The organism is Sphingomonas rhamnosi, from assembly GCF_036663615.1.
Classification (GTDB): Bacteria; Pseudomonadota; Alphaproteobacteria; order Sphingomonadales; family Sphingomonadaceae; genus Sphingomonas.
Map to the genome: position 1 here is coordinate 124,789 of NZ_JAXOJJ010000002.1, position 26,205 is coordinate 150,993.

29 protein-coding genes are annotated in these 26,205 nt (G+C 67.1%); 13 read left to right on the plus strand and 16 right to left on the minus strand.

Translation table 11 applies throughout. From position 1 onward, the window contains the following. Positions 1-79: 79 nt before the first annotated feature. Positions 80-346, minus strand: a complete 267-nt coding sequence (locus U1701_RS05580; RefSeq protein ID WP_332781555.1) for an FAD assembly factor SdhE — start codon at positions 344-346, stop codon at positions 80-82. Between U1701_RS05580 and recG the strand changes: the two genes are divergently transcribed. Next, positions 248-2,470: an ATP-dependent DNA helicase RecG gene (gene recG / locus U1701_RS05585; protein WP_503676861.1), complete on the plus strand. Its 2,223-nt coding sequence runs from the start codon at positions 248-250 to the stop codon at positions 2,468-2,470. The two genes, U1701_RS05580 and recG, sit on opposite strands and share 99 nt — an antisense overlap. A gap of 99 nt (positions 2,471-2,569) precedes the next feature. Here recG and U1701_RS05590 read toward each other — a convergent pair whose 3' ends face one another. The 4 genes from U1701_RS05590 to serS form a co-directional block, all read right to left on the minus strand. Beyond that, complete coding sequence (locus tag U1701_RS05590) at positions 2,570-2,959, minus strand: PilZ domain-containing protein (protein ID WP_332781557.1); 390 nt, start codon at positions 2,957-2,959, stop codon at positions 2,570-2,572. A 33-nt stretch (positions 2,960-2,992) separates the two neighbouring features. After that, a complete protein-coding gene (tyrS, locus tag U1701_RS05595; RefSeq protein ID WP_332781558.1) occupies positions 2,993-4,219 on the minus strand; it encodes a tyrosine--tRNA ligase in 1,227 nt (408 codons plus the stop codon). Between the two features lie 170 nt (positions 4,220-4,389). Next, positions 4,390-5,361: a peptidoglycan DD-metalloendopeptidase family protein gene (locus tag U1701_RS05600; protein WP_332781929.1), complete on the minus strand. Its 972-nt coding sequence runs from the start codon at positions 5,359-5,361 to the stop codon at positions 4,390-4,392. A gap of 110 nt (positions 5,362-5,471) precedes the next feature. Continuing rightward, on the minus strand, positions 5,472-6,746 hold the full coding sequence (gene serS, locus U1701_RS05605; RefSeq protein WP_332781559.1) for a serine--tRNA ligase: 1,275 nt from the start codon (positions 6,744-6,746) through the stop codon (positions 5,472-5,474). A 94-nt stretch (positions 6,747-6,840) separates the two neighbouring features. Between serS and U1701_RS05610 the strand changes: the two genes are divergently transcribed. Next, positions 6,841-7,281, plus strand: a complete 441-nt coding sequence (locus U1701_RS05610; protein ID WP_332781560.1) for a host attachment family protein — start codon at positions 6,841-6,843, stop codon at positions 7,279-7,281. A 74-nt stretch (positions 7,282-7,355) separates the two neighbouring features. Here U1701_RS05610 and U1701_RS05615 read toward each other — a convergent pair whose 3' ends face one another. After that, positions 7,356-8,399: a hypothetical protein gene (locus U1701_RS05615; protein ID WP_332781561.1), complete on the minus strand. Its 1,044-nt coding sequence runs from the start codon at positions 8,397-8,399 to the stop codon at positions 7,356-7,358. A gap of 410 nt (positions 8,400-8,809) precedes the next feature. Between U1701_RS05615 and dksA the strand changes: the two genes are divergently transcribed. Both dksA and U1701_RS05625 read left to right on the plus strand, forming a co-directional pair. Then, on the plus strand, positions 8,810-9,274 hold the full coding sequence (dksA, locus tag U1701_RS05620; RefSeq protein WP_332781562.1) for an RNA polymerase-binding protein DksA: 465 nt from the start codon (positions 8,810-8,812) through the stop codon (positions 9,272-9,274). A gap of 103 nt (positions 9,275-9,377) precedes the next feature. Continuing rightward, a complete protein-coding gene (locus U1701_RS05625) occupies positions 9,378-9,725 on the plus strand; it encodes a PilZ domain-containing protein (RefSeq protein WP_332781563.1) in 348 nt (115 codons plus the stop codon). A 48-nt stretch (positions 9,726-9,773) separates the two neighbouring features. Here the strand turns inward: U1701_RS05625 and U1701_RS05630 are convergent, their stop codons facing one another. Further along, positions 9,774-9,929 carry a YdcH family protein gene (locus U1701_RS05630; protein WP_332781564.1) on the minus strand — a complete coding sequence of 52 codons (156 nt, stop codon included), beginning with the start codon at positions 9,927-9,929 and terminating at the stop codon, positions 9,774-9,776. A 199-nt stretch (positions 9,930-10,128) separates the two neighbouring features. Here U1701_RS05630 and U1701_RS05635 point away from each other — a divergent pair, with 199 nt between their 5' ends. Then, on the plus strand, positions 10,129-10,326 hold the full coding sequence (locus tag U1701_RS05635; protein WP_332781565.1) for a YdcH family protein: 198 nt from the start codon (positions 10,129-10,131) through the stop codon (positions 10,324-10,326). A gap of 94 nt (positions 10,327-10,420) precedes the next feature. Then, complete coding sequence (locus tag U1701_RS05640; RefSeq protein ID WP_332781566.1) at positions 10,421-10,882, plus strand: DUF1465 family protein; 462 nt, start codon at positions 10,421-10,423, stop codon at positions 10,880-10,882. Between the two features lie 9 nt (positions 10,883-10,891). Here U1701_RS05640 and U1701_RS05645 read toward each other — a convergent pair whose 3' ends face one another. After that, positions 10,892-11,851, minus strand: a complete 960-nt coding sequence (locus U1701_RS05645) for an NAD(P)H-dependent flavin oxidoreductase (protein ID WP_332781567.1) — start codon at positions 11,849-11,851, stop codon at positions 10,892-10,894. Between the two features lie 96 nt (positions 11,852-11,947). Here U1701_RS05645 and U1701_RS05650 point away from each other — a divergent pair, with 96 nt between their 5' ends. Further along, a complete protein-coding gene (locus U1701_RS05650; protein ID WP_332781568.1) occupies positions 11,948-14,533 on the plus strand; it encodes a M1 family metallopeptidase in 2,586 nt (861 codons plus the stop codon). Between the two features lie 4 nt (positions 14,534-14,537). Continuing rightward, entirely contained in the window at positions 14,538-14,735 is a 198-nt protein-coding gene (locus U1701_RS05655) for a hypothetical protein (RefSeq protein WP_332781569.1), read from the plus strand. Between the two features lie 19 nt (positions 14,736-14,754). Here the strand turns inward: U1701_RS05655 and U1701_RS05660 are convergent, their stop codons facing one another. Genes U1701_RS05660 through U1701_RS05670 form a run of 3 tightly spaced genes read right to left on the minus strand, consistent with a single transcriptional unit; the run spans position 14,755 to position 16,396 of the window. Next, positions 14,755-15,321 (minus strand): DUF1190 domain-containing protein, encoded by a 567-nt coding sequence (locus tag U1701_RS05660; RefSeq protein WP_332781570.1) that lies wholly within the window; start codon positions 15,319-15,321, stop codon positions 14,755-14,757. Positions 15,322-15,332: 11 nt separating this feature from the next. Next, positions 15,333-15,746 (minus strand): DUF350 domain-containing protein, encoded by a 414-nt coding sequence (locus U1701_RS05665; RefSeq protein WP_332781571.1) that lies wholly within the window; start codon positions 15,744-15,746, stop codon positions 15,333-15,335. 11 nt (positions 15,747-15,757) lie between these two features. Beyond that, positions 15,758-16,396: a DUF2491 family protein gene (locus U1701_RS05670; RefSeq protein ID WP_332781572.1), complete on the minus strand. Its 639-nt coding sequence runs from the start codon at positions 16,394-16,396 to the stop codon at positions 15,758-15,760. A 161-nt stretch (positions 16,397-16,557) separates the two neighbouring features. On the opposite strand from U1701_RS05670, the gene U1701_RS05675 reads away from it, so the two are divergent. Genes U1701_RS05675 through U1701_RS05690 form a run of 4 tightly spaced genes read left to right on the plus strand, consistent with a single transcriptional unit; the run spans position 16,558 to position 19,421 of the window. Further along, positions 16,558-16,992: a YjfI family protein gene (locus U1701_RS05675; RefSeq protein WP_332781573.1), complete on the plus strand. Its 435-nt coding sequence runs from the start codon at positions 16,558-16,560 to the stop codon at positions 16,990-16,992. Between the two features lie 23 nt (positions 16,993-17,015). After that, positions 17,016-17,747, plus strand: coding sequence for a PspA/IM30 family protein (locus tag U1701_RS05680; protein WP_332781574.1), 732 nt, complete (start codon positions 17,016-17,018; stop codon positions 17,745-17,747). Between the two features lie 4 nt (positions 17,748-17,751). Continuing rightward, positions 17,752-18,921, plus strand: a complete 1,170-nt coding sequence (locus U1701_RS05685; protein ID WP_332781575.1) for a glutathionylspermidine synthase family protein — start codon at positions 17,752-17,754, stop codon at positions 18,919-18,921. After that, a complete protein-coding gene (locus tag U1701_RS05690) occupies positions 18,918-19,421 on the plus strand; it encodes an ankyrin repeat domain-containing protein (protein WP_332781576.1) in 504 nt (167 codons plus the stop codon). The genes U1701_RS05685 and U1701_RS05690 overlap by 4 nt, the downstream gene beginning before the upstream one ends. A 160-nt stretch (positions 19,422-19,581) precedes the next feature. Here the strand turns inward: U1701_RS05690 and trhO are convergent, their stop codons facing one another. Next, complete coding sequence (gene trhO / locus U1701_RS05695) at positions 19,582-20,544, minus strand: oxygen-dependent tRNA uridine(34) hydroxylase TrhO (protein WP_332781577.1); 963 nt, start codon at positions 20,542-20,544, stop codon at positions 19,582-19,584. 90 nt (positions 20,545-20,634) lie between these two features. On the opposite strand from trhO, the gene U1701_RS05700 reads away from it, so the two are divergent. After that, the gene (locus tag U1701_RS05700) at positions 20,635-21,519 is read left to right on the plus strand and encodes a DMT family transporter (RefSeq protein WP_332781578.1); all 885 of its coding nucleotides are present in this window, start codon (positions 20,635-20,637) and stop codon (positions 21,517-21,519) included. Here U1701_RS05700 and U1701_RS05705 read toward each other — a convergent pair. The 4 genes from U1701_RS05705 to yaaA form a co-directional block, all read right to left on the minus strand. Beyond that, a complete protein-coding gene (locus U1701_RS05705) occupies positions 21,516-21,863 on the minus strand; it encodes a DUF952 domain-containing protein (protein ID WP_332781579.1) in 348 nt (115 codons plus the stop codon). The genes U1701_RS05700 and U1701_RS05705 overlap by 4 nt on opposite strands. Then, positions 21,860-24,625, minus strand: coding sequence for a DNA gyrase subunit A (gene gyrA, locus U1701_RS05710; RefSeq protein ID WP_332781580.1), 2,766 nt, complete (start codon positions 24,623-24,625; stop codon positions 21,860-21,862). Before gyrA ends, U1701_RS05705 begins: the two co-directional genes overlap by 4 nt. Before the next feature lie 92 nt (positions 24,626-24,717). Next, positions 24,718-25,398 (minus strand): SDR family NAD(P)-dependent oxidoreductase, encoded by a 681-nt coding sequence (locus tag U1701_RS05715; protein WP_332781581.1) that lies wholly within the window; start codon positions 25,396-25,398, stop codon positions 24,718-24,720. Then, positions 25,395-26,144, minus strand: coding sequence for a peroxide stress protein YaaA (yaaA, locus tag U1701_RS05720; RefSeq protein WP_332781582.1), 750 nt, complete (start codon positions 26,142-26,144; stop codon positions 25,395-25,397). The genes U1701_RS05715 and yaaA overlap by 4 nt, the downstream gene beginning before the upstream one ends. Between the last annotated feature and the right edge of the window lie 61 nt (positions 26,145-26,205).

The window sequence follows — 26,205 nt, forward strand, 5'->3', positions numbered from 1 at the left end:
GTCGTAGCTAGGTGCGGACGTCAATCATCGACGCCCCCCAACTGGGCCCCGGCCTTCGCCGGGGAACGGCTTTAGGCGGCTACTTTACCACCGTCACGTAATCGATATCGCGCATCGCCTGCATCATCGGGCCTTCCCATTCGGGGGGGCAGGGGATCGATCCGATCGCCCAGCCCATGATGTCGACGTCCTGTTCCTCCATCAGCGCCTCGAACCAGTCGAGTTGCTCGGGCGTCCAGCCCCGGCCATGGGTGGCGAAGAACCCGCCGATCATCATGTCGGCCTCGCGGGTGCCGCGGTGCGAGCTGCGAAAGCCCAGGCGCTTGAGGCGGGTCTCGTAATCCATGCGAACTCCAAACGCGAAGAGCCGGCGACCACTGGAAGGTGGCGTCGGCTGGGCTATAGGACGCAGATAGTCATGCGACCCGAAATCCTCAATCCGCTGTTCGCCGAATCGACTGTCCTCAAGGGCGTCGGCCCCGCGCTCGCCAAGCCGCTCGACCGGCTAGGGCTCGCGCGCGTGGTCGACGTCGCCTTCCATCTGCCTACCGGGTATGTCGACCGCCTGCCGCGCACCGAGCTGATGGCGAGCGACGCCGGGCGGATGATCACGATCACGCTGACCCCGCGCGACTATCGCAGCAGCGCGGGGCGGGGCCCAACGCGGGTCCAGGCGACCGACGTCCACGGCAACTATGTCAGCCTCGTCTTCTTCGGTGGCAGTTCCGGCTGGGCCAAGAAACTGCTGCCGATCGGCGAGGCCAAGCGGATCTCCGGCCGGCTCGACCAATATGGCCAGGAGCTGCAGATCGTGCACCCCGAGCTAGCCGAGGCGGACGATGCGCTGCCCGAGCGCGAGGCGGTCTACCCGCTGTCGGAAGGGCTGACGTCGCGCAAGCTGGCGGCGCTGGCGACGCAGGCGGTCGCGCGCGCCCCCGATCTGCCCGAATGGATCGAACCCGGGTTGAAGGCGAAGCGTGATTGGCCGGACTGGCATGCATCGCTCGTCCGCATCCACGCCGACCCGGCGGATGCGAAGGCACGCGAACGGCTGGCCTATGACGAGGTGTTCGCCAACCAGCTGGCGATGACGCTGGTCCGCGCGGACACGCGCAAGCGCAAGGGGAGGGCGTTGCACGGCGACGGTCAGCTGCGCGCGATGCTCGACCTGCCCTACACGCTGACTGGCGCGCAATCGCGTACCGTCGCCGAGATCGAGGGCGACCTGGCGCAAACCGCACCGATGCTGCGGCTGCTACAGGGTGATGTCGGGTCCGGTAAGACATTGGTCGCAGCGATGGCGATGCTGGTCGCGGTCGAGGCCGGCGCGCAGGCGGCGATGCTCGCGCCCACCGAGATCCTCGCCCGCCAGCATTACGAGACGCTGCGCAAACTCCTCGGCAGCCTGCCGGTCAACGTCGGCGTCCTCACCGGACGCGACAAGGGCCGCGTGCGCGAGGCGACATTGATGGGGCTGGCGTCGGGCGAGATCGACATCCTGGTCGGCACGCACGCGATCTTCCAGGACGCGGTCGGCTACCGCGACCTCGCGCTGGTGGTGGTCGACGAACAGCACCGTTTCGGCGTCGCGCAGCGGATGACGCTGCAGGCCAAGGGCATCGCCCCGCCGCATCTGCTCGCGATGACCGCGACGCCGATCCCGCGCACGCTGACGCTCGCGCAGTACGGCGAGATGGACGTTAGCCGGCTCGACGAGATGCCGCCCGGCCGCCAGCCGATCGAGACGCGGGTGATCTCGGAGGAGCGGCTCGACGACGTCGTCAACGCGCTCGGTCGGCATCTGGCGGACGGTGGCCAAGCCTATTGGGTGTGTCCGTTGGTCGAGGAAAGCGAGAAGAGCGACCTCGCTGCTGCCGAAATGCGCGCGGAAACGCTGCGCGCGCGGTTCGGCGAGAAGGTGGCTTTGGTCCATGGCCGGATGAAACCCGCCGAGAAGGACGCGGTGATGGCCGAGTTTTCCGCCGCGCGCACGGCGGTGCTGGTCGCGACGACGGTGATCGAGGTCGGGGTCGACGTCCCCAACGCGACGCTGATCGTGATCGAACATGCCGACCGCTTCGGACTCGCCCAGCTCCACCAGCTGCGCGGCCGGGTAGGGCGGGGGACGGGGCGATCGATCTGCCTGCTGATGCGCGGATCGTCGCTCAGCGAAACGTCGCGCGCACGGCTCGCGCTGATGCGCGAGACCAACGACGGCTTCCGTATCGCCGAGGAGGATCTTCGCCTGCGCGGTGCGGGCGAACTGCTCGGCACGAAGCAATCGGGCGAGATGGCGTTCCGTCTGGCGACGCCAGACATGATGGCCGACCTGCTGCAATGCGCGCACGACGATGCCCGGCTGCTCATCGACCGCGACGGCGGGCTGGAAGGGCCGCGGGGGCAGGCGGCACGCACTGCGCTGTACTTGTTCGACCGGGATGCTGGGGTGGCGCTCTTGCGATCGGGCTGACCGCGTCCCCCGTTCGTGCTGAGCGCAGTCGAAGCACAGGACGCAAGCGGAGGTCCTTCGATTTCGCTCAGGGCGAATGCCTGGGGGCGATGCCCTGCGCTAGGCGCGCAGCAGCGTCGACAGCATCCCGTAATAATCCGCCAGCGGGATTGCCTCATCGAAGGCGCAACCGATCCGTCCCCCGAGCACCCAGCGCACCGTCGCCGGTACTAGTCCGAGGATCGGCAGCTCGATGCCCAACGCATCGCCGACATTCGGCGCCGTCTCGCACCGCGCCATCAACCCGGTCGCCGAGATGTTGACGATCACTAGCTTCATCTCTGCGCTGTCAGCGGACGTCCCCCGCGTGCGATGCATGACCTCATCGCGCGGCGCACCGCGCGCATCCTTGTACGTCATCGCCGTCTGGCTCGACACCATGTCATGTCCCGCGTGATTGCCCCACCCCAGCGATACGGACCGGGATGTGAAGCAGGTCGGAACAGGCATGCTTAACGCGCTCTTCACCCCATTTGCGGTGCATTAGGTCGAAGGCGTCAGCATGCCGTGGCGCTTCTTGCCGAGGCTGAGCCGAACCGGTCCGGCGACGGTGATCGTCGCGGTCGCTTCGCGGAGAGCCTCGCCATCGACCCGCACCGCGCCCTCGGCGATCTTTCGGCGCGCTTCGCCGTTCGACGCGACGAAGCCGAGACTGACCAGCGCCTCGACGAGCCCGATCGACCCGCCGGCCACCACGAAGCTCGGCAACGCATCCCCTGACGCGCCTTCCTCGAACGTCTTGCGCGCGGTCTCAGCGGCCTGATCCGCGGCAGCCTGACCGCGGCACATCGCGGTCGCCGCATTGGCGAGCACGATCTTCGCCGCGTTGATCTCGGCGCCCTCGAGCGTCTCCAGCCGCGCGATCTCGTCGAGCGGCAGGTCGGTGAACAGCCGCAGGAAGCGTCCGACATCGCGGTCGTCGGTGTTGCGCCAGAACTGCCAATAATCGAAATGCGGCAGCTGGTCTTCGTGCAGCCACACCGCGCCCGCCATGGTCTTGCCCATCTTGCCGCCGTCCGCGGTGGTGATCAGCGGCGTGGTGATGCCGTACACCTCGGTTGAATCCATCCGGCGCGCGAGCTCGATGCCGTTGACGATGTTGCCCCATTGATCCGACCCGCCCATTTGCAGCCGGCAGCCGACGCGACGCGACAGCTCGAGGAAATCATAGGCCTGCAGGATCATGTAGTTGAATTCGAGGAAGCTGAGCGACTGTTCGCGGTCGAGGCGGAGCTTCACCGAGTCGAAGGCGAGCATCCGGTTGACCGAGAAATGCTGCCCGACGTCCCGCAGGAACGGGATATATTCGAGCGCGTCGAGCCACTCGGCGTTGTCGAGCATCACCGCATCGGTGGGGCCGTCGCCGAACGTCAGGAAGCGTTCGAAGATGCGGCGGATCGACGCGACGTTCGCCTTGATCCCGTCCTCGCCGAGCAGTTTCCGGGCCTCGTCCTTGAAGCTCGGATCGCCGATCTTGCCGGTCCCGCCGCCCATCAGAACGATCGGCTTGTGCCCGCTCTGCTGCAGGCGGCGCAGCAGCATGATCTGCACCAGGCTGCCGACATGCAGCGACGGCGCGGTCGGATCGAAGCCGATATAGCCGGGGACGACGCCCCTGGCTGCGAGCGCATCGAGCGCGGTCGCATCGGTCATCTGGTGGACATAGCCGCGCGTGGCGAGCGTCGTGAGCAGGTCGGATTGGTAGGTCATGCAGAGGCGGTTAGCATCGCGATGCCCGTCCCGTCACCCCACCCCTGATCGCTATCCTTTCCCTCGCTCGTCATCCCAGCGAAGGCTGGGATCTAAGGAGAAGTTCGCGACCGACAACCGGAAGATCCCAGCCTGCGCTGGGATGACGGAGTAGGCGGGGTTGCGGGGCGTTACGTTCGCGGCAGCTGGCTGGTCGGATCGACCGGCGTGCGGCCCTTGCGCAGTTCGAAATGCAGCTCCGGCCGATCCGCGAACCCGGTGTCGCCCGACAGCGCGATCGTCTGGCCGCGTTTCACCGCTTGGCCGCGCTGCACGAGCAGTTTGGACGCATGGCCGTAGATGCTGGTCCAGCCGCCGCCATGTTTCACGATCACCAGCCCGCCGAGCGCGGCGATGCCGTCGCCGACATAGGCGACTACGCCGTCCGCGGCGGCATGGATCGGAGTCGCCACCGGCACGGCGATCTTGATCCCGTCGTTGCGCTCGCCGCTTGCGCCGGACCCGAATCGCTTCACGACGCGGCCATCGACCGGCCACAGGAAGCCGCCGCCCGCGAGCCTGGCAGGCGCGGTCACCACCGCGTTGGAGGGGAGCACGCGGCGCGGCGTTCCGACCGGTCGGGCCGGCGCCTGGTTGCTGGCGAGCGCCGGCTCGCCGCCGGTCAGGATGTCGTCGATGTCGAGCTTGAACGCCGCGGCACGCTCGCTGCGGCTGGGGGCGTCGCCGTCCTCGCCGGGGATGACGATCCGCTGGTCGGCGCGCAGCACATAGGGTTCGGGCAGCGCGTTGGCGGCGACGATCTTCGACCATTCGACGCCGTACGCGCGCGCGATCGCGATGCCGGTCTCGCCGCGGCGGACCTGATGATAGCGTCCGGCTGGAATCGTCAGCCGCTGGCCGGTGCGGATCGTGTACGGCACCGCCAGCTCGTTGGCGCGCGCGATCGCCTCCAGCCCGGCGCCGGTACGTTCGGCCACGCGGCGCAGCGTATCGCCGGACCGGACGACATACACCGACTGATCGATGCGCTGCGCGTCCGCGCTGACCGGCCGCGCCTCCCAGGCGGGGCGCGGGGCGGGAAGAGTGGCGACGTCGCTACCGTCTCTGGCGACTGAGTCCTGGGCCGGTACGTCCTGCACCATCCGCGGCGGCGCGCGGTAGGGGCGGGTGGGCTGCGCCTCGCGCGGCGGACGATCGACGCTCGGAATACACGCCGCGAGCGCCAGAACCGGCAAGACCGCGGCGGCGCGCTTCACCGCGGGGTCAGCCGATCGAGCCCGCCGAGATAGGGCTGCAGCACTGCCGGGACCGCGACCGAACCGTCCGCCTGTTGATAATTCTCGATCACCGCGACCAGCGTGCGGCCGACTGCGAGCGCCGAGCCGTTGAGCGTGTGCACGAACCGCGTACCCTTCTCGCCCTCCGGCCGGTAGCGCGCGTTCATCCGCCGGGCCTGAAAATCGGTGCAGGTCGAACAGCTCGAAATCTCGCGATAGCGCGCCTGCCCGGGCAGCCAGACTTCGAGATCATAGGTGCGTGCCGCGGAAAAGCCCATGTCGCCGATGCATAGGAGCATGCGCCTGAACGGCAGCTGCAGCGCGTCGAGTACGCCCTCGGCACACTGCGTCATCCGTTCATGCTCGGCGTCGGACTGGTCGGGGGTGACGATCGAGACCATCTCGACCTTGTCGAACTGGTGCTGGCGGATCAGCCCGCGCGTGTCGCGGCCAGCGGCACCTGCCTCCGACCGGAAACAGGGGGTCAGCGCGGTGAAGCGCAGCGGCAGCTCGCCTTCGCCCAGGATCTTCCCCGCAACGATGTTGGTGAGGCTCACCTCAGCGGTCGGGATCAGCCAATGCCCCTCGGTGGTGCGGAACAGATCCTCGGCGAATTTCGGGAGCTGGCCGGTGCCGAACAGCGCCTCGTCGCGCACCATCAGCGGCGGCGCGACCTCCTCGAAACCATGCGCTGCGATGGTGTCGAGCATGAACTGGCCCAGCGCGCGCTGCAGCCGCGCGGCGGGACCGCGGAGCAGCGTGAAGCGCGCGCCCGCCATCGCCACGCCCGTCTCGAAATCGAGGCCCAGCGCCGGTCCGATCGTGTCGTGCTCGCGCGGTTCGAACGCAAAGTCGGGCTGCGTGCCGCGGGTGTGGACCAGGACGTTGTCGTCTTCGCCGCCACCCTGCGGCACGTCGGCGAGCGGCGCGTTGGGGATGATCGCAAGAGCGCCATCGAGCTCCTGACCGAGCCGGGCCTCGTCCGCTTCCAGCTTCGGCAATGCGTCCTTGAGCCCCGCGACTTCGGCCATCAGCGCGTCTGCGCGGGCGGAATCCTTTTGCGCCTTGGCTTGGCCGATCGCCTTGGACAGCTCGTTACGACGCGCCTGCGTCGCCTGCGCCTCGGCGATCAACGCGCGGCGCTGTTCGTCTAGCGAGGCCAACGCTGCCGCCTGGGGCGGCAGGTCGCGGCGGGCGAGGGCGGCGTCAAAAGCGGCGGGATCGTCGCGGATCAGGCGGATATCGTGCATGTCCGCGCTATGCCCAGCCACGCGTGGGCGCGCAACCCGGCCGACCGCCGAGGCGTTGAGGACGCGAGATGCACAGCCAAAGGAGAACTTCCCCGTGCAGATTCCCCCTAATTCCGTCGTACTCGTCGCGGACGGTCGCAAGCTGCTGTTCCTGCGCAACGAAGGCGACGCGGAATTCCCGAACCTTGTCGTTGAGACGGCGCAGGAGCAGGACAATCCGGCGACGCGCGACCAGGCGACCGATGCCGCCGGTGGTGCTTCGTCGACGCAGGGCGCCGCGCGGAGTTCGTTCGAGCCGACCGACTTCCATCAAATCGAGGAAGACCGCTTCGCCGCCGATGCCGCCGATATGCTCAAGCGCCGCGCGCTGGCCAACGACTTCGACTCGCTTATCGTCGTCGCGCCGCCGCGGACGCTCGGCGAGCTGCGCAAACATTACCATAAGGAGGTGAGCAGTCGGCTTGCCGGTGAAATCGGCAAGGACTTCACCGGACATCCGATCGCCGACATCGAGAAGGCGGTAAAGGCGGCCTGAACGCAAAGGGCCCGCCGGGGCGACCGGCGGGCCTTGTTATCGTAATGCCGGCACCGGTCCGGCAGGCGAATGGGTTAGGCCGCGACCGCTGCGGTCTTGGCGAACCGCTTGCGCGCGACCAGCGCCGCGGCGGCCGCGCCGAACAAAACCATCATCGGTGGAGCGGGAACCGGCGCCGGCGGCCCGCCGGTCGACCCGGTGCTCCCCGAACCGCTGCTCGATGCGCTCGACGCACTGCTGGCCGAGGACGCGCTGCTTGCTGACGAGGCGCTGCTGCCGTTCGAGCTCCACCCGCCGGTCGAGCTATAGCCGCTGGAGCTCCAGCCCTTGCTGCTCGAACCATAGCCGCTTGATCCGCTGCTTGCCGACGATGCGGACGAAGCCGAACTCGCGGACGATGCCGAACTGGCCGAGGACCCCGAGCCGCCCGAGGCGCCGCCGCCATGGCCGGGCTTGCCCGGATACCCTGGCTTCCCGGGATAACCCGGCTTCCCGGGATGCCACGGCTTGTCGGGGTAATCGCCGCCCGACGCGCTCGACGAACTGCCGCTGCTCGACGCGGACGATGCCGACGACGCACTGCTGCTCGATGCCGACGACGACGAGGAAGACGAGACGTCACCGCTGCTGGAGACGTTGCCGCTGCTGCCCCCGCTGGCGGACGAGACGTTGCCGCTGCTGCCGCCGCTGGCCGACGAAACGTTGCCGCCGCTCGATGTCGACGAGATGACGATGCTGCCGCTCGAGCCGCCGCTGCCGCCGAAGCCGCCGCCAAAGCCGCCCCCAAACCCGCCGCCGCCAAAGAAGCCACCGCCGCCGCCGACCACGACCGGAACGCCGCCACCGCCGCCCGAGAAGCCTTCGCCGATCGGTGCGGGCACGGGTACCGGCGCCTGGTTGGCGACGGTGACGACCGTCGGCGCGCATGCCGTGCGAGTCGTCGTGGTCACGACACGCCGCCGCGGCTTGCTCACCGAGGCGACGCGCACCGGGCGGTGGACGACCCGCTTGGTCATCTTGGTGTTGACCGTTCGCTTGGGCGTTTCGGCGATGTGCACGGCGCCGCCGCCGATCACTGCACCGCCGCACGCGCACGCGCACAATTTCGCCAAGGCCATCCGCACTGACATATCGTCACTCTTTCGTTGCTGGCGTTGGCGCCAGATCCCGGTTCACGGCATTGAAAGCCGTATCCGACCAAGTGCAAAACAAACCATTAAGTGCAACCGAATTAACCGTGTTTCGGCGGTTCGGCGCACCTATTTGCATCGATAACCAGCCATTCGGAGCGTTAACGTGCCGAGCTGGGACAGATTCGGCCGCAGCCGTTCAGCCGCAGTGCGGTAGCGAGATCGATAGCAAACGCAACGCATCCGCGCTGTGGCGCACGAATTGATCGTCAAATCGGTTCTATGTGCAACTTCCACAGCTTGTGATCATGGTTCGGGACGCCTATAGGCGCTTTCACCATTTGGGGGCGGTTCCACGGTCGGCGTCGCCGACGCGACGGGGCCAGAGGGAGAGTGGTATGGCGACCGTGATGAATCGGGTTAACGACACCAAGGACTCCGAGCCGGAAGCGGCCAACGACGAAGAAGGGTATCGGCCCGGCGCCGACGAACCCTTTATGAGCCTTCGGCAGCAAGCCTATTTCCGTAAGAAGCTGCTGGGGTGGAAAGAGGCGATCCTGCGCGACTCGCAGGAGACGCTGTCGCAGCTGCAGGTCGATTCGCTTCGCGAGGCGGACCTGACCGATCGCGCATCGAGCGAGACAGACTGGTCGATCGAACTGCGCACCCGCGACCGTCAACGCAAACTCGTCTCGAAGATCGAGGCGGCGATCCGTCGCATCGACGACGGTGAGTATGGCTATTGCGAAGTGACCGGCGAGCCGATCAGCCTCGCGCGCCTGGAAGCACGCCCGATCGCAACGATGACCGTCGAAGCGCAGGAACGGCATGAGCGCAACGAAAAGGTTTCGCGCGAGGACTGATCGGTAAGCATTTCGACACGCATTTTGGTCTACGCGTGTGATGGCCAACAAGCGGGGCGGCGGAACGACAATGGACATAGTGGACGGCTCGATCGGTCGGAGCGTGACCGAAGAAGACGGGGGCGTGCAGACCAAGCGCGCCACCGGCCGTGACAGCCTGTTCCTCGTCGCGCAGTTCCGCCTGTCAGGAGAGGCGAAAACCCGCGACGTTCGGGTCCGTAACTTGTCCGAAGGCGGCCTGATGATCGAACTCGATCGGATGATCGCAGTGGGCACCGCGGTCACGCTCGACCTGCGAGGGATCGGCGAGATCACGGGCACCGTGGCGTGGGGAACTGAGGGGCGTCTCGGAATCGCGCTCGATGCGCCGATTGATCCGAAAAAGGCGCGAAAGCCTGTCGGCGTCGGACGGCCACCAGCGGGGCCGTTCGTCGCGAAGGTTCCGCGCTGAGTCCTGGCACCTCCGGCAGAGCGAACCCCGACAAAGGCGCCAGCACGATCAGAGGCCGGTGAGTTCTTCCTTCAGTCGCAGCTTCTGCTTCTTGAGCCCCGCGACGACGATGGCGTCGGGCATCGGCCGGTGGATTTCCTCGGCGATCCGCCGATCCAGCACGGCGTGCTTGGTTTCCAGGGCTGTCTGATGCGTCGTCTGCATGGTGGGATACCTCCTGCATTCGGGTGGGGAGACGGATTAAACCATCGCGCCGGGCAAATGTCTGCATCGAAAACCGACCAAATCGACTGACGGAACGAATTTCTGCGACGACCTGATTCCGGTCGGGGATTTGTGCCGAATTGACCCTCGCGCGGCGCCGCGCGTTTGCTAAGGACGCGGCACGGCAGTGGGGGCGACGATGGACGAAGCGCAGTTGAAGGTCCGGCTCGACGGGATGCGGATCGAACACCGCGACCTCGACGACGCGATCGCCGCGCTGGGATTGGCGACAATTCCGGACCAACTCCAGATGGCGCGGCTGAAGCGGCGCAAACTCCGGTTGCGCGACGAAATCGCAATGCTGGAAGACCAGCTGGTGCCGGACATCATCGCGTGACTCCGTCCCGGACCGCGCCGTTTTGGCACGGTTTGGCAGCGTTCGGGCCGTTCGCCGCATGGGCGGTGCGGCTGGGGTGTGGCATGGGCGCGCCATGACCGGACGCAAACAGGACGCACATTTGAACCGCCGATTGCTCGACAGCCTATATGTCGAAGCGATGTTGTTGGCGGACGAAGCGCGCGCCTATTTCGACGAGGCGGGTCGCGCCGAACGCGACGCGCTCGACCCGTTGGTCCGAGTCAGCTTTTCTTGCGAGTCGCTCAAGGTCACCACCCGGCTGATGCACGTCATCGCGTGGCTGTTGACGCAGCGCGCGGTCCAGGCCGGCGAGCTCCCTGCCCGCGACGCGCTGGACCCCGCGCGTCGGCTGGGCGATGCGCCGGTCACCGAAGCCGCGTTGCTCGCGATCCTGCCGCCAAGGGCACGGTCGCTGATCCAGTCGAGTACCGATCTGCACCGCCGCGTCGAGCGTCTGGATACCGCGCAGGACATGCCGACAGCCGCCGACAGCCCGGTCCGCTCGATGCAGCGACGGCTGGCGGCGATGCTCTGACCGCTGCGGTCAGACCGCGAGCCGCGCCCGCGCCGCGCGATATTCACGCTCCAGGCGATCGACCCGGTCAGCGACGCTTTCCACCGTGGTCACCGCGCCGATTCCCTGGCCCGATCCCCAGATGTCTTTCCAGGCCTTGGGTTTGGCCGCGTTTCCGCCACCGAAATCCATCGTCTTCAGATCGCCCTCGGGCAGATTGTCGGGGTCCATGCCCGCCGCGCTGATCGATGCGCGCAGATAATTGCCGTGCACCCCGGTGAACAGGTTCGAATAGACGATGTCCGCCGCGCGCCCCGCGACGATGCCATCCTTGTACGCCTGATCCGCATTCGCCTCGGTCGTGGCGATGAACGGAGATCCGATATAGGCAAAATCCGCCCCCATCACCTGCGCCGCCAGCACCGCATCGCCGGTCGCGATCGATCCCGACAGCGCGAGTGGGCCGTCGAACCATTGGCGGATCTCCTGGATGATCGCGAACGGCGACAGCCGCCCGGCATGCCCGCCGGCGCCGGCCGCGACCGCGATCAGCCCGTCCGCGCCCTTTTCGATCGCCTTGCGCGCGAAACGGTCGTCGATCACGTCGTGCAGCGTGATGCCGCCCCAGCCGTGCACCGCGGTGTTCAGATCCTCGCGCGCGCCCAGCGAGGTGATGACGATCGGCACCTGCCATTTCGCGCAGGTCATCAGATCGCTTTCCAACCGGTCGTTCGACTTGTGGACGATCTGGTTGACTGCGAACGGGGCCGCCGGCCGATCGGGGTTCGCCCGGTTGTGCGCGGCGAGTTCCTCGGTGATCCGGTGCAGCCATTCGTCGAGCATCGCCTGCGGTCGTGCATTGAGCGCGGGGAACGATCCGACGATCCCCGCCTTGCACTGCGCGATCACCAGTTCGGGACCGGAGATGATGAACAGGGGCGACCCGATCACGGGGAGACGCAGACGGTTTAGAAGAGCGGGTACGGTCATCCCGCGTGCTTAGCGCAGCATGGCGGCAGTCGGCAATTGCGTCTGCGCGGTAAAGGCGTAGAGCGCCGTCATATCGTGTCACGGAGTTGATGTTTCATGAAGCTTGCTGTTGCTACCGCGCTGTTGTCGCTGACTGTTTCCTCCGCGGCGCTGGCTGCCGGACAATTGCCCAAGACCGTCGTTCCGATCCTTTACGACATCAACGTCAAGCCCGATGCCAAAGCCCTGACCTTTACCGGCAGCGAATCCGTGACGGTCGACGTCAAAGCGGCGACGCGGACCATCCAGCTCAACGCAGCGGGGCTGAACCTGTCCGCCGCGACCTTCGACGGTACCAAGGTCGCCTTCAAGACCGACGAGGCGGCGCAACTGCTGACGCTGACGCTGCCCAAGGCGGCGAGCGTCGGCCGGCACACGCTGACCTTCGCGTGGTCGGGTACGATCGGGCGCTCAGCGTCTGGCCTGTTCGCGATCGACTATACCAACACCGACGGCTCGGCCGCGCGGATGCTGGCGACACAGTTCGAGGCGCCCGACGCGCGCCGCTTCGCGCCGATGTGGGACGAGCCTGCGTTCAAGGCGAAATTCCGCCTCTCCGCCACCGCGCCAGGCACCGAACTTGCGTTCTCCAACATGCCCGCGACATCGGTGACCAAGCAGGCCGACGGGACGCAACTCTACCGCTTCGGCGAGACGCCGCTGATGTCGAGCTATCTGCTGTTCCTCGGCATGGGCGACATGGAACGCAAGACCGTGCAGGCCGGCAAGACCGAGATCGGCATCATCTCGCGCCGCGGCGTCGTCGACCAGGGCGACTTCGCGCTGGCCAATGCCAAGAAGCTGCTCACCTATTACAACGACTATTTCGGCCAGCCCTATCCGCTGCCCAAGATGGACATGATCGCGGGCCCGGGGTCGAGCCAGTTCTTTGGCGCGATGGAGAATTGGGGCGCGATCTTCTATTTCGAGAACGAGCTGCTGTTCGACGCCAAGCGCGCGACGGAGAGCAACAAGCAGCGCATCTACACCGTCGTTGCGCACGAGATGGCGCATCAGTGGTTCGGCGATCTGGTCACGATGGCGTGGTGGGACGATCTGTGGCTCAACGAGGGCTTTGCGTCGTGGATGGAGGGCAAGTCGAGCGGCGACCTGATGCCCACGTGGAAATCGGCCGCTGATGCGATCTCCGGGGAGCGCGAGACCGCGATGGGAATCGACGCGACCTCGGCGACGCACCCGATCATTCGAAAAATCGAGACGGTCGACCAGATCGGCGAGGCGTTCGATGGGATCACCTATTCGAAGGGCCAGGCCGTCATCGGCATGCTGGAATCGACGCTCGGCCCGGATGTCTTCCGCAAAGGCATCCGCAGCTACATGGCGAAGTATAAATACGGCAACACTGTCACCGAACAGCTCTGGGCCGAGCTGTCGGCGGCGGCGGGCAAGCCGGTCGCCGAGATCGCGCACGACTTTACGCTGCAGGGCGGCGTGCCGCTGGTGACGCTGACCGGCGCGCGCTGCACGAACGGTACGACGACCGCGACTCTGGCGCAGGGGCGGTTCGGGCTCGATGCGGCATCGAAGACTCCGCAGACCTGGCATGTGCCGCTGGTCGCGGCGACATTGGGCGGGGGACAGACATCCGCCATCGTCACCGGTCCGAAGACGAGCGTGACGGTGCAGGGTTGCGGGACGCTCGTCCTCAACCGCGGGAAGGGGAGCTACACGCGGGTCCTCTACGACGACGCGGGGCATGCGGCGATCGTGCGCGACTATGCCAAGCTCGATCTCACCGACAAGCTCGGTACGCTCGGCGACGATTACGCGCTGGCGGCGGGCGGCTATCAGGACCTGTCGCGCTATTTCGCAGTCACAGCGCAGGTCGGTGCGGCGGCCGACCCGCTCGAATGGTCGTCGGTCGCTGATGGTCTCGGCCGGATTACCGCGCTGTACAACGACACGCCGCTCGAGGCGCCGCTACGCGCCCGTTCGCTTGCGATCCTGTCGCCCGTGCTGGCGCGGATCGGGATGGATGCGAAGCCAGGCGAATCGCCGTTGGTCGGCAATCTGCGCGAATCGCTGGTCGGCCGCCTTGGCACCAACGGCGATCCCGCGGTCATGGCGCGTGCGCGGACCTATGTGGCGGCATTGGCGAAGGATCCTACCGCGATCCCGCCGGCGATCCGCCAGCCGATCCTGTCGACCTATGCGGTCAACGCGACGCCGCCCGAATGGGATGCGCTGCTCGCGCTGACCAAGGCGGAGACCAGCCCGGTCGCCAAGAACCGCTTCGTCTCGCTGCTCGGCAGCGCACGCGACGACGCTACCGCGACGCGTGCGTTGGCGCTGCTCAAGACCGATACGATCACGACCCCGCAAAAGGCCGCGCTGATCCGGGCGGTCGCGGCGCGGCACCCGGACATGGCGTTCGACTGGGCGGTCGCCAACAAGGCGCTGGTCGAAGGCTTCGTTGAGGAAAGCTCGCGATCGGGTTTCGTCGTCGGGCTCGGTGCCGGGTCGAACGATCCGCCGATGCCCGGCAAGATCACCGCCTATGCCAACGCTAATCTGCCCGTAGGGTCGCAGGGCGGCGCCAAGCGCGTCGTGTCGGGGATCGCGGTACGCAAGGCGACCGCCGAGCGCCTGCGGCCAGCGGTAACCGCGTGGGTCGGCCGCTGACGCCATGCGCACGACGTTCGAAGCCGCCGCGTGCCGCCTGTATCACCTGGATGATGCAGGCGAGGGCGGGGCGGCGACGACCTTGTTCTATGGTCCGATCGGCGAGGCGCTGACCATCGCAGCGCGGCAGCCAGAGGAGGTGCAGGCGGGCCTGTACCTGGCGACCGAAAACGACGTCGTCGCGTATCTGGATCTGGAGTAGCGACCGGCGCGGGTGCGGGTCAGCCGCCGAACCCGCGCCCCCCGAACCCGCCGCCAAAGCCGCCGCGGGAGATGACCGAGCTTCGTGACTGCACCCGTGTCGGCGCCGAGCGCGCCGACGGATTGAACGCGTCGGATCCGATCCGCGTGCGGCCCGTCGCATAATCGCGGCTGAGCCGTCCGCCCGCGCCACCGAAGTAATTGCCGTCGCGGTCGCGGTACATCGGCGCCCCACGATAGCCGTAACCACCACCGCCGTTGAGCATCTGGCCGACGATGAAGCCGGTCAGGAGCGGCGTGAAGAAGCTGCCATTGTTGCGTGGCTGGCACTGCGCCTCGCCGAACTGCGCTTCGCACGACGCGCGATCGTTGAAGCGCGGCGCGTTCTCGGCGTTCGCTTTCTCCGCCTGTGCGAACGCGGTGTCACACTGCGCCGCTGGAATAACGGCAGCCTGGCGGCATTCGGCGACAGTCTTGTAGCTCAGTGCGTCGACGGGCTTGCCGCCGACATCGCCGTCGCAGGCGGACAGCGATACGCCGGTGCCTGCGATTAGCGTGGTCAGGACGATGGATCTGGAGCGCTTCATCGGTCGGTCCTTCAGGCGGTCATGCAGGCGGCGTTGAGGATACCGACGCACAGCGAGATGCTGGCCATATAGGTGGCCGCCGCGATTTCGCCGCGAACGATCCGGTCGCTGAAGTCGCGCATCAGGAAATAGCGCACCACCGAAAACGCGACGATCTGGATCACGCCGGCCAGCAACGCCCACACCGCGAATTCCGCGAGGCTGACGGTGTGCGCGAGCGCCGACGCCAGCGGCAGGACATAGCCGAGCAACGCGGCGCCGAGGGTGATCGCCGCTGCGGTGTTGCCGTCGCGGATCAGCGTGCGTTCGTGATACGGCGTCGCCCATTGATAGACGATCTTGAACAGGATCGTGAACGCCCCGGCCGCGACGAAAGCGATCAGGAAGGCGAGCGCACTGGCGCCGAAACCATATTCGTCGATCATAAAGTCCCCCGTCAGGCCCGGAATTCGCCGAGCTCGAGCGCCACCCCTAGCATGATCTCGAACGAGACCTCACCCGCTTCGCTTTCTTGGTCGATCGCGAGCAGCAATTCGCGCCCGTCGCCAGGCAGGTCGCGGCCGAACAGCATGCAGGTCTGGAAGATCCGCCGGTCGACGATGCCGTCGCGGTCGTCGTGCAATTCCTCCCAGAACGTCACCGGGTCCTGCTCGCTCGCCTCGTCGCCGAACCAGACGCGACGATATTCGGGCAGTCCCTCGGCGGTGAAGGTGCGTGCCGACAGCCGCGACTTCCACGCTGGACGTTCCGCGGACGACGACGGATAGGCGCTGTCCCACGGCGCGAACACCGTCACGTCGGTGACGTCCTGGCCCTGCCGGTCGCTCGACACCGCCTGGAACATGATGTCGTCGTCGGTGTAGAAGCGGTGGATGAACCCGCCATCGTTGAGATCGACCAGCCCCTGCGCGACGATGACCAGCGTGTCGCGATCTAACGGTAACATCAGCTCGGACCCGAACCGCTGCCACGCAAGCGGATCGAGCATCACGGTGCGCCCCAGGGTCACGTTGCGGATGACGGGAAGTTCGGACGTTTCAAGCGCTTGCTTGCGACCGAACAGGCGATCGAACATGGGGCCCTCGCGGTATGTGTGTCCCAACGACATAGGGCAGATCGGGATCGTCCGCAAAGCATCCGTTCCCGTCCGAACGCACGAAACACGCGGCGCAACACTGTGGTACGCAGCTTGATCCCATCCTATGTGTGCGTAACCACGCCACGGGGAGTTCCTGCATGACCGAAACCTGGACCGTCCGCAGCCTGAAGGCCGCGCTCGATTCGTCCGCACCCGTCCGCGCCGGCGAGTTCACGCCGCGCATCGTCGAGGGTGCCGATCCCGTGCTGCTGGTCACGATGCACCAGCACGGCGATCTCGAACTGTTCGTCAACGTCAGCGAGGCTCAGATTTCCGCGTCCGTCCTGCTCTGGCCCTGCGACGAGCAGGAGGATCCGGCGGCGTTCAACACCTTCCTGCTCAAGACGCAGAAGCTGGTGCCGCTGTCGAATTTCGGCATCGGCAGCGTCGAGGGCCGCGATTATTACGAATTGTTCGGCGAACTCGCGACATCGAGCCCGCTCGACACGGTCGTCATCGAGCTGCGGACACTCGCCGAGAACGCGATCGACGCTGCAACCGACCTGCGCCACGCGCATATCCCCGCCGCCTAACCCAAAAAATCGGAGAGACTGGCATGGCCATCTGGAGCAAGATTTTCACCCTCGGCCGCGCCGGCGCGCACGAAGCCGGTGCCGCGGTCGTCGACGCGAACGCGCTGCGCATCCTCGACCAGGAGATCCGCGACGCCGACCGCGCGCAGGGCAAGGCGCGCGACGACCTCGCCGGCCTCGTCGCGCGCCGCCGCATCCTCGAGACCGAAGTCGACAGTTTCCGAGCACAGGTCGCGAAGTATGAGGCGTCGGCCCGCGTCGCGGTCGACAAGGGCAATATGGACCTCGCCCGCCAGGTCGCGCAGCGAATCGCCGATCTCGAACAGGACATCGCGCTGAAGGCTCCGCAGGTCGAGGACATGCGCGCCGCCGAGGAGAACATCCACACCGCGGTCGCGCAGACCGACCGCAAGATCGAGCAGCTCCGCCGCGAGGTCGACGTCGTCAAGGTCAACGAATCGGTGCAGAAGGCCCAGGCGTCGGTCGCGTCGGGCAGCATGGGGGCGGGTAACAAGCTCGGGTCGGCCGCCGACAGCCTCGCGCGCATCCGCGAACGCCAGGCGATCCGCGGCGAGCGGATCAAGGCCGCGGGCGAACTCGAGGATCGTCGCACCGGCGCCGACCTCGACGAGAAGCTGCGCCTCGCCGGTATCCTGCCCGGCCAGTCCTCCGCCGACGATGTGCTCGCCCGTCTCAGCGCGCCCGCCAAGCCCACGTTGCAGATTGAGCAGCGCGACGACACCAAGGACAGCTGAGCCCATGAAACGGATCGCGCTCGACCCCCGCAGCGATTGGCGGGCGCAAGCCGACGCGATCGGCTTCGTCTATCACGATACCGGGGGCGCGCCGTACTGGGACGAGAGCGCCGCCTACGCCTTCACGCTCGCCGAGATCGAGACCGATCTTGAGCCGGCCGGCGAACAGCTCCACGCGATGTGCCTCGACCTCGTCGACACTGTCGCGCGCGACCAGCAGTTGTTGGAACGGCTCGCGATCCCGCGCGAGCATTGGAACTTCGTCGCGGAGTCGTGGCGCAAGCGCGAGCCGACGCTCTACGGCCGGTTCGACTTCGCCTATGATGGGACCGGCCCGGCCAAGCTCTACGAATACAATGCCGACACGCCGACCTCGGTGTTCGAATGCGCGACCTTCCAGTGGATCTGGCTGGAGGAGCTGATCGGGAAGGGCGTGCTGCCCGCGGGGACCGACCAGTTCAACAGCCTGTTCGACAAGCTGCGCGACCGTTTCGCGCACATCTTCCCGACCGGCGGCTTCGTCCATTTCGCCGCCGATGCGACCGCGATCGAGGATCGCCAGACCGTGCGCTTCTTCGAGGATCTCGCGACCCAGGTCGGGATCGAGCCGAAATTCGTCGAGATGAAGCAGATCGGCCTCAACGGCGACAGCCGCTTCGTCGACGACGACGGGTTCGAGTTGCAGGCTGCGTTCAAGCTCTACCCGTGGGAATTCATGCTGCGGGAGGATTACGCGCCCAACCTCGCCAAGGCCGATGTCCGCTGGATCGAACCAGCGTGGAAATCGATCCTCTCGAACAAGGGCATCCTGCCGTTGATGTGGGAGCGCCATGCCGGTCACCCGAACCTGCTCCCCGCCTTCTTCGACGACGACCCCGCCGCCGCGATCCTCGGGCCGCGCTACGTCCGCAAACCGCTCTTCTCGCGCGAGGGCGCGAACGTCGAACTGGTCGAGGAGGGCCGCACCCGCACCGCGCTGGACGAGGGATACGGCGGCGAGGGCTTCATCCGCCAGGCCTATGCCCCGCCGCCGACCTTCGACGGCCGCCACCCGGTGATCGGCGCCTGGATCGTCGGCGATTCCGCAGCCGGGATCGGCGTGCGCGAAGACGACGATGTCGTCACCCGCAACCTCGCCCGCTTCGTGCCGCATTACATCGAGTCCGCAGAATGACCGACACCCGCGAACTCCCCCCGATGGAACGCCTGGTCGAACTCTGGTTCGACGCCGCGCGCATGGGCCGCGACGACGTGATCCCCGCGCTGCTCGCCGCCGGTGTGGATATCGAGGCGACCGATGCGAAGGGCTACACCGCCTTGGTCCTCGCCAGCTACAACGGCCAGGAGAGCACCACCGCGCTGCTCCTCAAGCACGGCGCCGCGGTCGACGGCGCCCAAGACGCGCAACGCAACACCGCGCTGATGGGCGTCTGCTTCAAGGGCTATCTCTCGATCGCCCGACTGCTGATCGACGCGGCCGCCGACGTGAACCGCCGCAACAGCGTCGGCCAGACCGCGCTGATGATGGCGGCGCTGTTCGACCAGAGCGCGATCATCGACCTGCTGCTAGCGGCGGGCGCCGACGCGGGCATCATCGACGCGGCCGGCAACACGGTCAAGACACTGGCCATCGCGCAGGGCAATTCAGAGTTGGCGGCGCGGTTCGCGGACTGACGCCCGCTACACCCACCCCGTCATTCCCGCGAAGGCGGGAATCCATCGCGCGACATTTTCCGGCCTCGAAGTTGGCTCGTTCGCTCGACCCTTCGCCTTACACCACAAGGTCCGCCCCAGCGGCATCATGGATTCCCGCCTTCGCGGGAATGACGGGGGGTTACGGGAACACAGCCCCCACATGCGCCTCTCCCCGAGCCGCCGCCAGGCGCACTTGCCGCTCGCGCTCCGCATAGCCCGCCCGCTGCGCCGCATCCCGCGCATCATGGCAAGCCGGGCAGCTCACCCCCTCCACGAACAGCGGCGAAGCCCGGTCCGCGACGCTCACCGGCATCCGGCACGCATGGCAAAGCTGATGCGTCCCCGGCACCAGCCCATGCCCGACCGCCACACGCTGGTCGAACACGAAACACTCCCCCTCCCACAGGCTCTCCGCCGCCGGCACGGTCTCCAGATATTTCAGGATTCCACCCTTGAGGTGATGGACATCGTCCAGCCCTTCCGCTTGCAAGAATGCGGTTGCCTTCTCACAGCGTATCCCGCCGGTGCAGAACATCGCGATCGTCGGGGCAGGGCCGTCGCCCACCAGCTCGTCACGATGCTCCCGAAACCATGCCGGGAAATCCCGAAACGTCTTCGTCGCCGGATCGCGCGCCCCCGCGAACGTCCCCACCCGCACCTCGTAATCGTTGCGCGTGTCGATCACGATCGTCCCCGGCGCCGCGATCAGCGCGTTCCAGTCCTCGGGCTCGACATACTGCCCAACGCCCGCCAGCGGATCGATGTCGGGCTCGCCCATCGTCACGATCTCGCGCTTCAGCCGCACCTTCATCCGGTGGAACGGCATCGCCGCCGCGCGCGACTCCTTGACGTCGAGCGTCGCGCAGCCCGGTAGCGCACGGATATGCGCCAGCACCGCATCGATTCCCGCGTCGGTCCCCGCGATCGTCCCGTTGATCCCCTCGGCCGCGAGCAACAGCGTGCCCTTCACGCCGTTCGCGCAGCACGCCTTGGCTAGCGGTCCCTGGATCGCGGCGATGTCCGCAAAGGGGGTGAAGCGATACAAGGCGGCGACGCGGATTGGCATGTCGTCCGTCGTCCGCTGGTCCAGAATGTCAGTCATCGCGGCCCATTAGCAAATCGCGCGCCGGATCGCGACGGCAGAACGGCCTGTCGCGCCGCCCGCGCTACCGGTATCGCACGCCAAACCACCATGCGCGGGATCGATCCTCTGCCCTTCGTCGCCCTCATTCTCGCCGGTGTCTTCTGGGGGCTCGGCTTCCCGCTCGGCAAGCTCGCGCTGCGCGAACTCGAACCGTCGCACATGGTTCTGCTGCGCTTCGCGGTCGCGAGCCTCGTGTCGCTGCCGTTCGCCTTTGCCAGCGCAGAGGCGCGCGCGTTGTTCCGGTCCCCGGTCGTGCTGCTCGCGGGCGTGCTGTACGGCGCCGGCTTCCTGATCCAGTTCGAGGGGCTGGCGAGCGTGACCGTCACGCTGGCCGCACTGCTGGTCGGCGCGATGCCCGCCTTGATCGCGGTCGCCGCGCGGTTGATGGGCGAACCGGTCAGCCGCGCATCGTGGATCGGCGTCGTCGCCGCCACGATCGGCGCGGCGCTGATCGCCGGAAAGCCCGGTTCGGCCGGCACGCCGATCGGCATCATCCTGTCGCTCGCCTCGCTGCTCGTGTTCCTCGGCTGGCTGATCATGGTGAAGCGCGTGCCCGTGACCAGGTCGGCGATGGCGGTGCCTGCGGTGATGCTGGTCGTCGCGACCGCGGCGATCCTGCCGGTCGCGCTGCTGCTGCACGGGCCGCCGCCGCTCGCGCTGTCGCCGGTCGCGTGGAGCGGCATCGTCGGGCAGGGGCTGCTCTCGACCTTCGTCGCGACCGCCGCGTGGCAATATGGATCGTCGCGTCTCGACAGCGCGACCGCCGGGGTGTTCATCAATATCGAGCCGTTGATGGGCGCGATGCTCGGCATCGGCCTGTTCGGCGACCCCGCCGGATTGCCGCTGATCCTTGGCGGCGTGCTGATCATCCTTGGCAGCATCATCGTCGTCCGCGGCGAACGCAGCGTCGCCGCGATCGAACGACCGATCTAGCCGGCGACGGGCAGCTTCACCGCGCCGTCGTCACCACGCTCGAGCGGGCCGTAAGCGACCACCGTTTCGAGCAACAGCGGCCCGCCATAGATATGCGGGAACAGCGCCCCGCCGCGCGACTGTTCCCACTTCACCGCGTCACCCAGCGCGTCGAGGTCGACCGCCGCGACGTGCAAATCACCCTGCCCGGCGAAATGCTTGTCGACCGTCTCGGTCAGCTGATCGGCGGTCGACAGATGGATATAGCCGTCCGCCAGATCCACCGGCGCGCCGGCGAAGCTGCCGCCCTCCAGCGTCGCCATCTGCGCCGCGGTCAGGACCTTATAGGCTACCGATTCGCTCATTCGCCGTCCTTCGGGCCCTCGGCCGCATCGTCGCCGATGATCGCGCCTGTGTCGGGCGCGATCTCGGGTGCGGCGTCCGCCAGGTTGATCTCGGCGTCTGCCTCGGTCTCCTCGATCCGGGCGGCGGAGACGACTTTCTCGCCCTTCGCCACGTCGAACAGCTTCACCCCCGCCGAGTTGCGGCTGATGACGCGCAGGCTCGCCAGCGTCGTGCGGATCAGCTTGGCCTGGTTGGTGACCAGCATCAGCTGATGGCCCTTCGCCGCCGGGAAGCTCGCCACGACCTCGCCGTTGCGGGCGATGTTGTCGATGTTGGTGATCCCCTGGCCACCACGTCCGGTCTGGCGATAGTCGTACGCGCTCGACAATTTGCCATAGCCGTTCGCGCAGACCGTCAGAATGAACTGCTCGCGATCCTTCAGATCGTTGAAGCGCTCGAGCCCCAGATCATGCTCGCCCTCGCGCTCACCCTTCCACGGCGCGAACTTCAGATACGTCTCGCGGTCCTGCGGGCTCGCCTCGACGCGGTGCAGCACCGACAGCGAGATGACTTCGTCTTCCGCCTTCAGCGTCACGCCGCGCACGCCGGTCGAGGTCCGGCTCTGGAACTCGCGGACGTCGTCGCCGGCAAAGCGGATCGCCTTGCCCAGCCGCGTCGCCAGCAGGACGTCGTCATGCGCGCTGAGTAGCGCGACGCCGATCAGCCGATCGTCGGAGCCTTCCTCGAAGCGCATCGCGATCTTGCCGTTCGACGGCACGTTGGTGAACGCGTCCATCGCGTTGCGGCGCACCGTGCCCTTGGCGGTCGCGAACATGACGTGCATCGCACCCCATTCGGCCTCGTCCTCGGGCAATGGCAGCACGGTCGAGATCGTCTCGCCCGGCGCCAGCGGCAACAGGTTCACCATCGGCCGCCCGCGCGTCGCGGGCCCACCCTCGGGCAGGCGCCAAACCTTGTAGCGATAGACCTTGCCGTGGTTCGAGAAGAACAGCACCGGTGTGTGCGTGCTCGTCACGAACAGCTCGGTGACGACGTCCTCGTCCTTCGTGGACATGCCCGCGCGACCCTTGCCGCCCCGCGCCTGCGCGCGGAACGTGTCGAGGCTGGTGCGCTTGATATAGCCCTGCATGGTCACGGTCACGACCATGTCCTCGCGCTCGATCAGGTCCTCGTCCTCGATCCCGCCGGCGAACAGCATGATCTCGGACTTGCGCGGGGTGGCGAACTCGTCGCGGACCTGGATCAGCTCCTCGCGCATCACCTCGTACAGCTTCGCGCGGTCGCCCAGGATCGCGAGCAGCTCGCCGATCGTGCTGGCCAGCGTCTTCAGCTCATCGCCGATCTCGTCGCGGCCGAGCAGCGTCAGCCGGTGCAGGCGGAGGTCGAGGATCGCGCGGACCTGGATCTCGGACAGGCGATAGACGCCGCCCTCCTGCTTGTCCTCGACCGCCTCGACCAGCGCGATATACGGCGCGATCTCCTCGACCGGCCATTCGCGCGCAAGCAGTTTCGCACGCGCCTCGGCCGGGCTCGACGAGCCGCGGATGATCCGGACGACCTCGTCCAGGTTGGTGACCGCGATGACGAGGCCCAGCAAGATGTGCGCCCGGTCGCGCGCCTTGGCGAGCTCGAACTTGGATCGCCGGGTGATCACTTCCTCGCGGAAGGTGATGAACGCGCCGATGATGTCGCGCAGGTTGAGAAGCTCGGGGCGCCCGCCGCGGATCGCCAGCATGTTCGCCGGGAACGACCCCTGCGCCGGCGTGTGCCGCCACAGCTGGTTGAGCACCACCTCGGTGGTCGCGTCGCGCTTCAGCTCGATGACGATCCGCACGCCTTCGCGGTTCGATTCGTCGCGGATGTCGCTGACGCCCTCGATGCGCTTGTCCTTGGCGGCCTCGGCGATCTTCTCGACCAGCGCGTTCTTGCCCTGCTGATACGGGATCTCGGTCAGCACGATCGAGCGCCGGTCGCCGCGCCCTTCCTCGACGATGTGCCGCGAACGGATGATCACCGAGCCACGCCCGGTTTCGTAGGCCGAGCGTGCGCCGGCCTTGCCGAGGATGATCGCGCCGGTCGGGAAGTCGGGGCCGGGGACGATCTCGAACAGCTCGTCGACCGTGATCGCGCCGTTTTCCATGTACGCGAGGCACGCGTTGATGATCTCGCCCAGATTGTGCGGCGGGATGTTGGTCGCCATGCCGACCGCGATGCCGCCCGCGCCGTTGACCAGCAGGTTGGGGAACCGCGCCGGCAGCACCGACGGCTCGCGTTCGGACCCGTCATAGTTCGGGATGAAGTCGACCGTGTCCTTGTCGAGATCGCCGAGCAGCGAGTTCGCAACCTTCGACAGCCGTGCCTCGGTGTACCGCATCGCGGCCGCCTTGTCCGGGTCCATCGACCCGAAATTGCCCTGACCGTCGACCAGGGGCACGCGCATCGACCAGTCCTGGCTCATCCGGACCAGGGCCTCGTAGATCGAGCTGTCGCCGTGCGGGTGATATTTACCCATCACGTCACCGACGATGCGCGCCGACTTGCGATACGCCTTGCCCGCGACGAACCCGCTCTCGTGCGCGGAGAAGAGAATTCGGCGGTGCACGGGCTTCAGTCCGTCACGGACGTCGGGCAGCGCGCGCGCGACGATCACGCTCATCGCGTAATCGAGGTAGCTCGTCTTCATCTCGTCGATGATGGAGATGGTGGAGATGCCGTTGGGCTCGCCGTCTGCGGGGGCGGCGAGGAGGGTCTCGTCGGTCAAATCTCAAGGCTTTCGGGTTGTGTCGATATGATGACACACCCTAGCCGAGGGGTCGGCTTCTTACCACCCCCGCGCGTGCGTACGCGAAGGGGTCACGGCGCGACCTCGACCCCGTCCCAGGCGAACAGCTTGCCGCTGTCGGGCGCGCGCAGTCCGTCGATGACGTCGAGCAACTGCACCGCTGCCCGGTCCGGCTTGAACAGCCGCCCCGGTGAGACATTGCCTTGGAACGGCCGCGACAGACCCGTGTCGACCGTCCCCGGATGAAGCGCCACGATGATCCCGCTCGAATTGCGCCGCTTGTCCTCGATCGACAGCGTGCGGACCAGCTGGTTCACCGCCGCCTTCGACGCGCGATACCCGTACCAGCCGCCGAGCTTGTTGTCGGAAATGCTCCCGACGCGCGCCGACAGCACCGCGAACACCATTCGCCCGGTCTTGGGCATCAGCGGCAGGACATGCTTGGCGACCAGCGCAGGCCCGATCGCATTGATCGCGAAGTTGCGCGCCATCCACACCGGGTCGAGCTCGCGCATCGCCTTTTCCGGTCCGCGGTCACCCTCGTGGAGCAGACCGGTCGCGACGACGACCAGCGTCGGCGATCCCTTGATCCGCCCTGCCGCAGCCGCGATGCTGGCCTCGTCCTCCAGATCGATATGGCGATCGCCGATGTCCGACCGCGCGAACCCCTGGACCGCGATACCCTCGTCGATCAGCGCCGCTTCCAGCGCGGCACCGATCCCGCCCGACGCGCCGATGATGACGGCGCTCATGCGCGCACGAACCGCCAATGGTCGTCGGTGCTGCCGGGTGCGTCATACGCATAGCCGTCGGTGTCGAACCCCTTCATCGCCTCGATATCCTCGATCCGGTGTTCGGCGAGCCAGCGCGCGACCATGCCGCGCGCCTTTTTCGCGTGGAAGCTGACGAACTTCTGCGCACTGCCCTCGCGGAAATCGATGGCGACGACGCGGACCGATGCGGGAAGCCGCCCATCAACCGCAGCCCAATATTCCTGGCTGGCGAGGTTCAGCACAACACCCGATCCGTCCTCCTCGACGTCGGCGGCAAGGACCTTGGCGATGCGGTTGCCCCACCAGTCGGTCAGCTTGGTTTTCCGCGGTGCCCAGCGCGTGCCCATCTCCAGACGATAGGGGCGCATCCGGTCGAGCGGGCGCAGCAGCCCGTACAAGCCCGACAGCATCCGCACATGATCCTGCGCGAATGCCACGCCTTCTTCCCCGAGCGACGCGACGTCGAAGCCGGTATAAACGTCACCGGCGAACGCGAACAGCGCGGGTCGCTCGGGCAGGGTGTCGAAATCGCGGAACCGATCGGCGTTGAGTTTTGCCAGTGCGGGCGAGATGTGCATCAGCTCTCGCAGCCGTTTCTGCGGCAATTTGGCGGCGGCGTGCGCGAGGGTTTCCGCCTCCGCGGCGAACCTCGGGGTGCTGGCCTCAAGCGCGGGCAGGGGAGTCTCGTAGTCGAGCGTCTTGGCGGGCGATAGAACAGCGATCATCCGTCCCGACTAAACGCGCCGGTGCGCGTGTTCAATCGGCGTTCACGCGGCGCCGGGCACG

Bases quoted from the DNA above. Each gene is read 5' to 3' on its own strand.
- dksA (WP_332781562.1), top strand. From the start codon at position 8,810: ATGGCGACCGTGATGAATCGGGTTAACGACACCAAGGACTCCGAGCCG.
- U1701_RS05640 (WP_332781566.1), top strand. From the start codon at position 10,421: ATGACCGGACGCAAACAGGACGCACATTTGAACCGCCGATTGCTCGAC.
- U1701_RS05600 (WP_332781929.1), bottom strand. From the start codon at position 5,361: ATGGTGCAGGACGTACCGGCCCAGGACTCAGTCGCCAGAGACGGTAGC.
- U1701_RS05660 (WP_332781570.1), bottom strand. From the start codon at position 15,321: ATGAAGCGCTCCAGATCCATCGTCCTGACCACGCTAATCGCAGGCACC.
- serS (WP_332781559.1), bottom strand. From the start codon at position 6,746: ATGCACGATATCCGCCTGATCCGCGACGATCCCGCCGCTTTTGACGCC.
- U1701_RS05645 (WP_332781567.1), bottom strand. From the start codon at position 11,851: ATGACCGTACCCGCTCTTCTAAACCGTCTGCGTCTCCCCGTGATCGGG.
- yaaA (WP_332781582.1), bottom strand. From the start codon at position 26,144: ATGATCGCTGTTCTATCGCCCGCCAAGACGCTCGACTACGAGACTCCC.
- U1701_RS05615 (WP_332781561.1), bottom strand. From the start codon at position 8,399: ATGGCCTTGGCGAAATTGTGCGCGTGCGCGTGCGGCGGTGCAGTGATC.
- U1701_RS05655 (WP_332781569.1), top strand. From the start codon at position 14,538: ATGCGCACGACGTTCGAAGCCGCCGCGTGCCGCCTGTATCACCTGGAT.
- U1701_RS05665 (WP_332781571.1), bottom strand. From the start codon at position 15,746: ATGATCGACGAATATGGTTTCGGCGCCAGTGCGCTCGCCTTCCTGATC.
- U1701_RS05675 (WP_332781573.1), top strand. From the start codon at position 16,558: ATGACCGAAACCTGGACCGTCCGCAGCCTGAAGGCCGCGCTCGATTCG.
- U1701_RS05680 (WP_332781574.1), top strand. From the start codon at position 17,016: ATGGCCATCTGGAGCAAGATTTTCACCCTCGGCCGCGCCGGCGCGCAC.
- U1701_RS05690 (WP_332781576.1), top strand. From the start codon at position 18,918: ATGACCGACACCCGCGAACTCCCCCCGATGGAACGCCTGGTCGAACTC.
- U1701_RS05630 (WP_332781564.1), bottom strand. From the start codon at position 9,929: ATGCAGACGACGCATCAGACAGCCCTGGAAACCAAGCACGCCGTGCTG.
- tyrS (WP_332781558.1), bottom strand. From the start codon at position 4,219: ATGACCTACCAATCCGACCTGCTCACGACGCTCGCCACGCGCGGCTAT.
- recG (WP_503676861.1), top strand. From the start codon at position 248: ATGGGTGGCGAAGAACCCGCCGATCATCATGTCGGCCTCGCGGGTGCC.
- U1701_RS05700 (WP_332781578.1), top strand. From the start codon at position 20,635: ATGCGCGGGATCGATCCTCTGCCCTTCGTCGCCCTCATTCTCGCCGGT.
- U1701_RS05635 (WP_332781565.1), top strand. From the start codon at position 10,129: ATGGACGAAGCGCAGTTGAAGGTCCGGCTCGACGGGATGCGGATCGAA.
- U1701_RS05685 (WP_332781575.1), top strand. From the start codon at position 17,752: ATGAAACGGATCGCGCTCGACCCCCGCAGCGATTGGCGGGCGCAAGCC.
- U1701_RS05650 (WP_332781568.1), top strand. From the start codon at position 11,948: ATGAAGCTTGCTGTTGCTACCGCGCTGTTGTCGCTGACTGTTTCCTCC.
- U1701_RS05580 (WP_332781555.1), bottom strand. From the start codon at position 346: ATGGATTACGAGACCCGCCTCAAGCGCCTGGGCTTTCGCAGCTCGCAC.
- U1701_RS05670 (WP_332781572.1), bottom strand. From the start codon at position 16,396: ATGTTCGATCGCCTGTTCGGTCGCAAGCAAGCGCTTGAAACGTCCGAA.
- U1701_RS05715 (WP_332781581.1), bottom strand. From the start codon at position 25,398: ATGAGCGCCGTCATCATCGGCGCGTCGGGCGGGATCGGTGCCGCGCTG.
- trhO (WP_332781577.1), bottom strand. From the start codon at position 20,544: ATGACTGACATTCTGGACCAGCGGACGACGGACGACATGCCAATCCGC.
- U1701_RS05590 (WP_332781557.1), bottom strand. From the start codon at position 2,959: ATGCCTGTTCCGACCTGCTTCACATCCCGGTCCGTATCGCTGGGGTGG.
- U1701_RS05705 (WP_332781579.1), bottom strand. From the start codon at position 21,863: ATGAGCGAATCGGTAGCCTATAAGGTCCTGACCGCGGCGCAGATGGCG.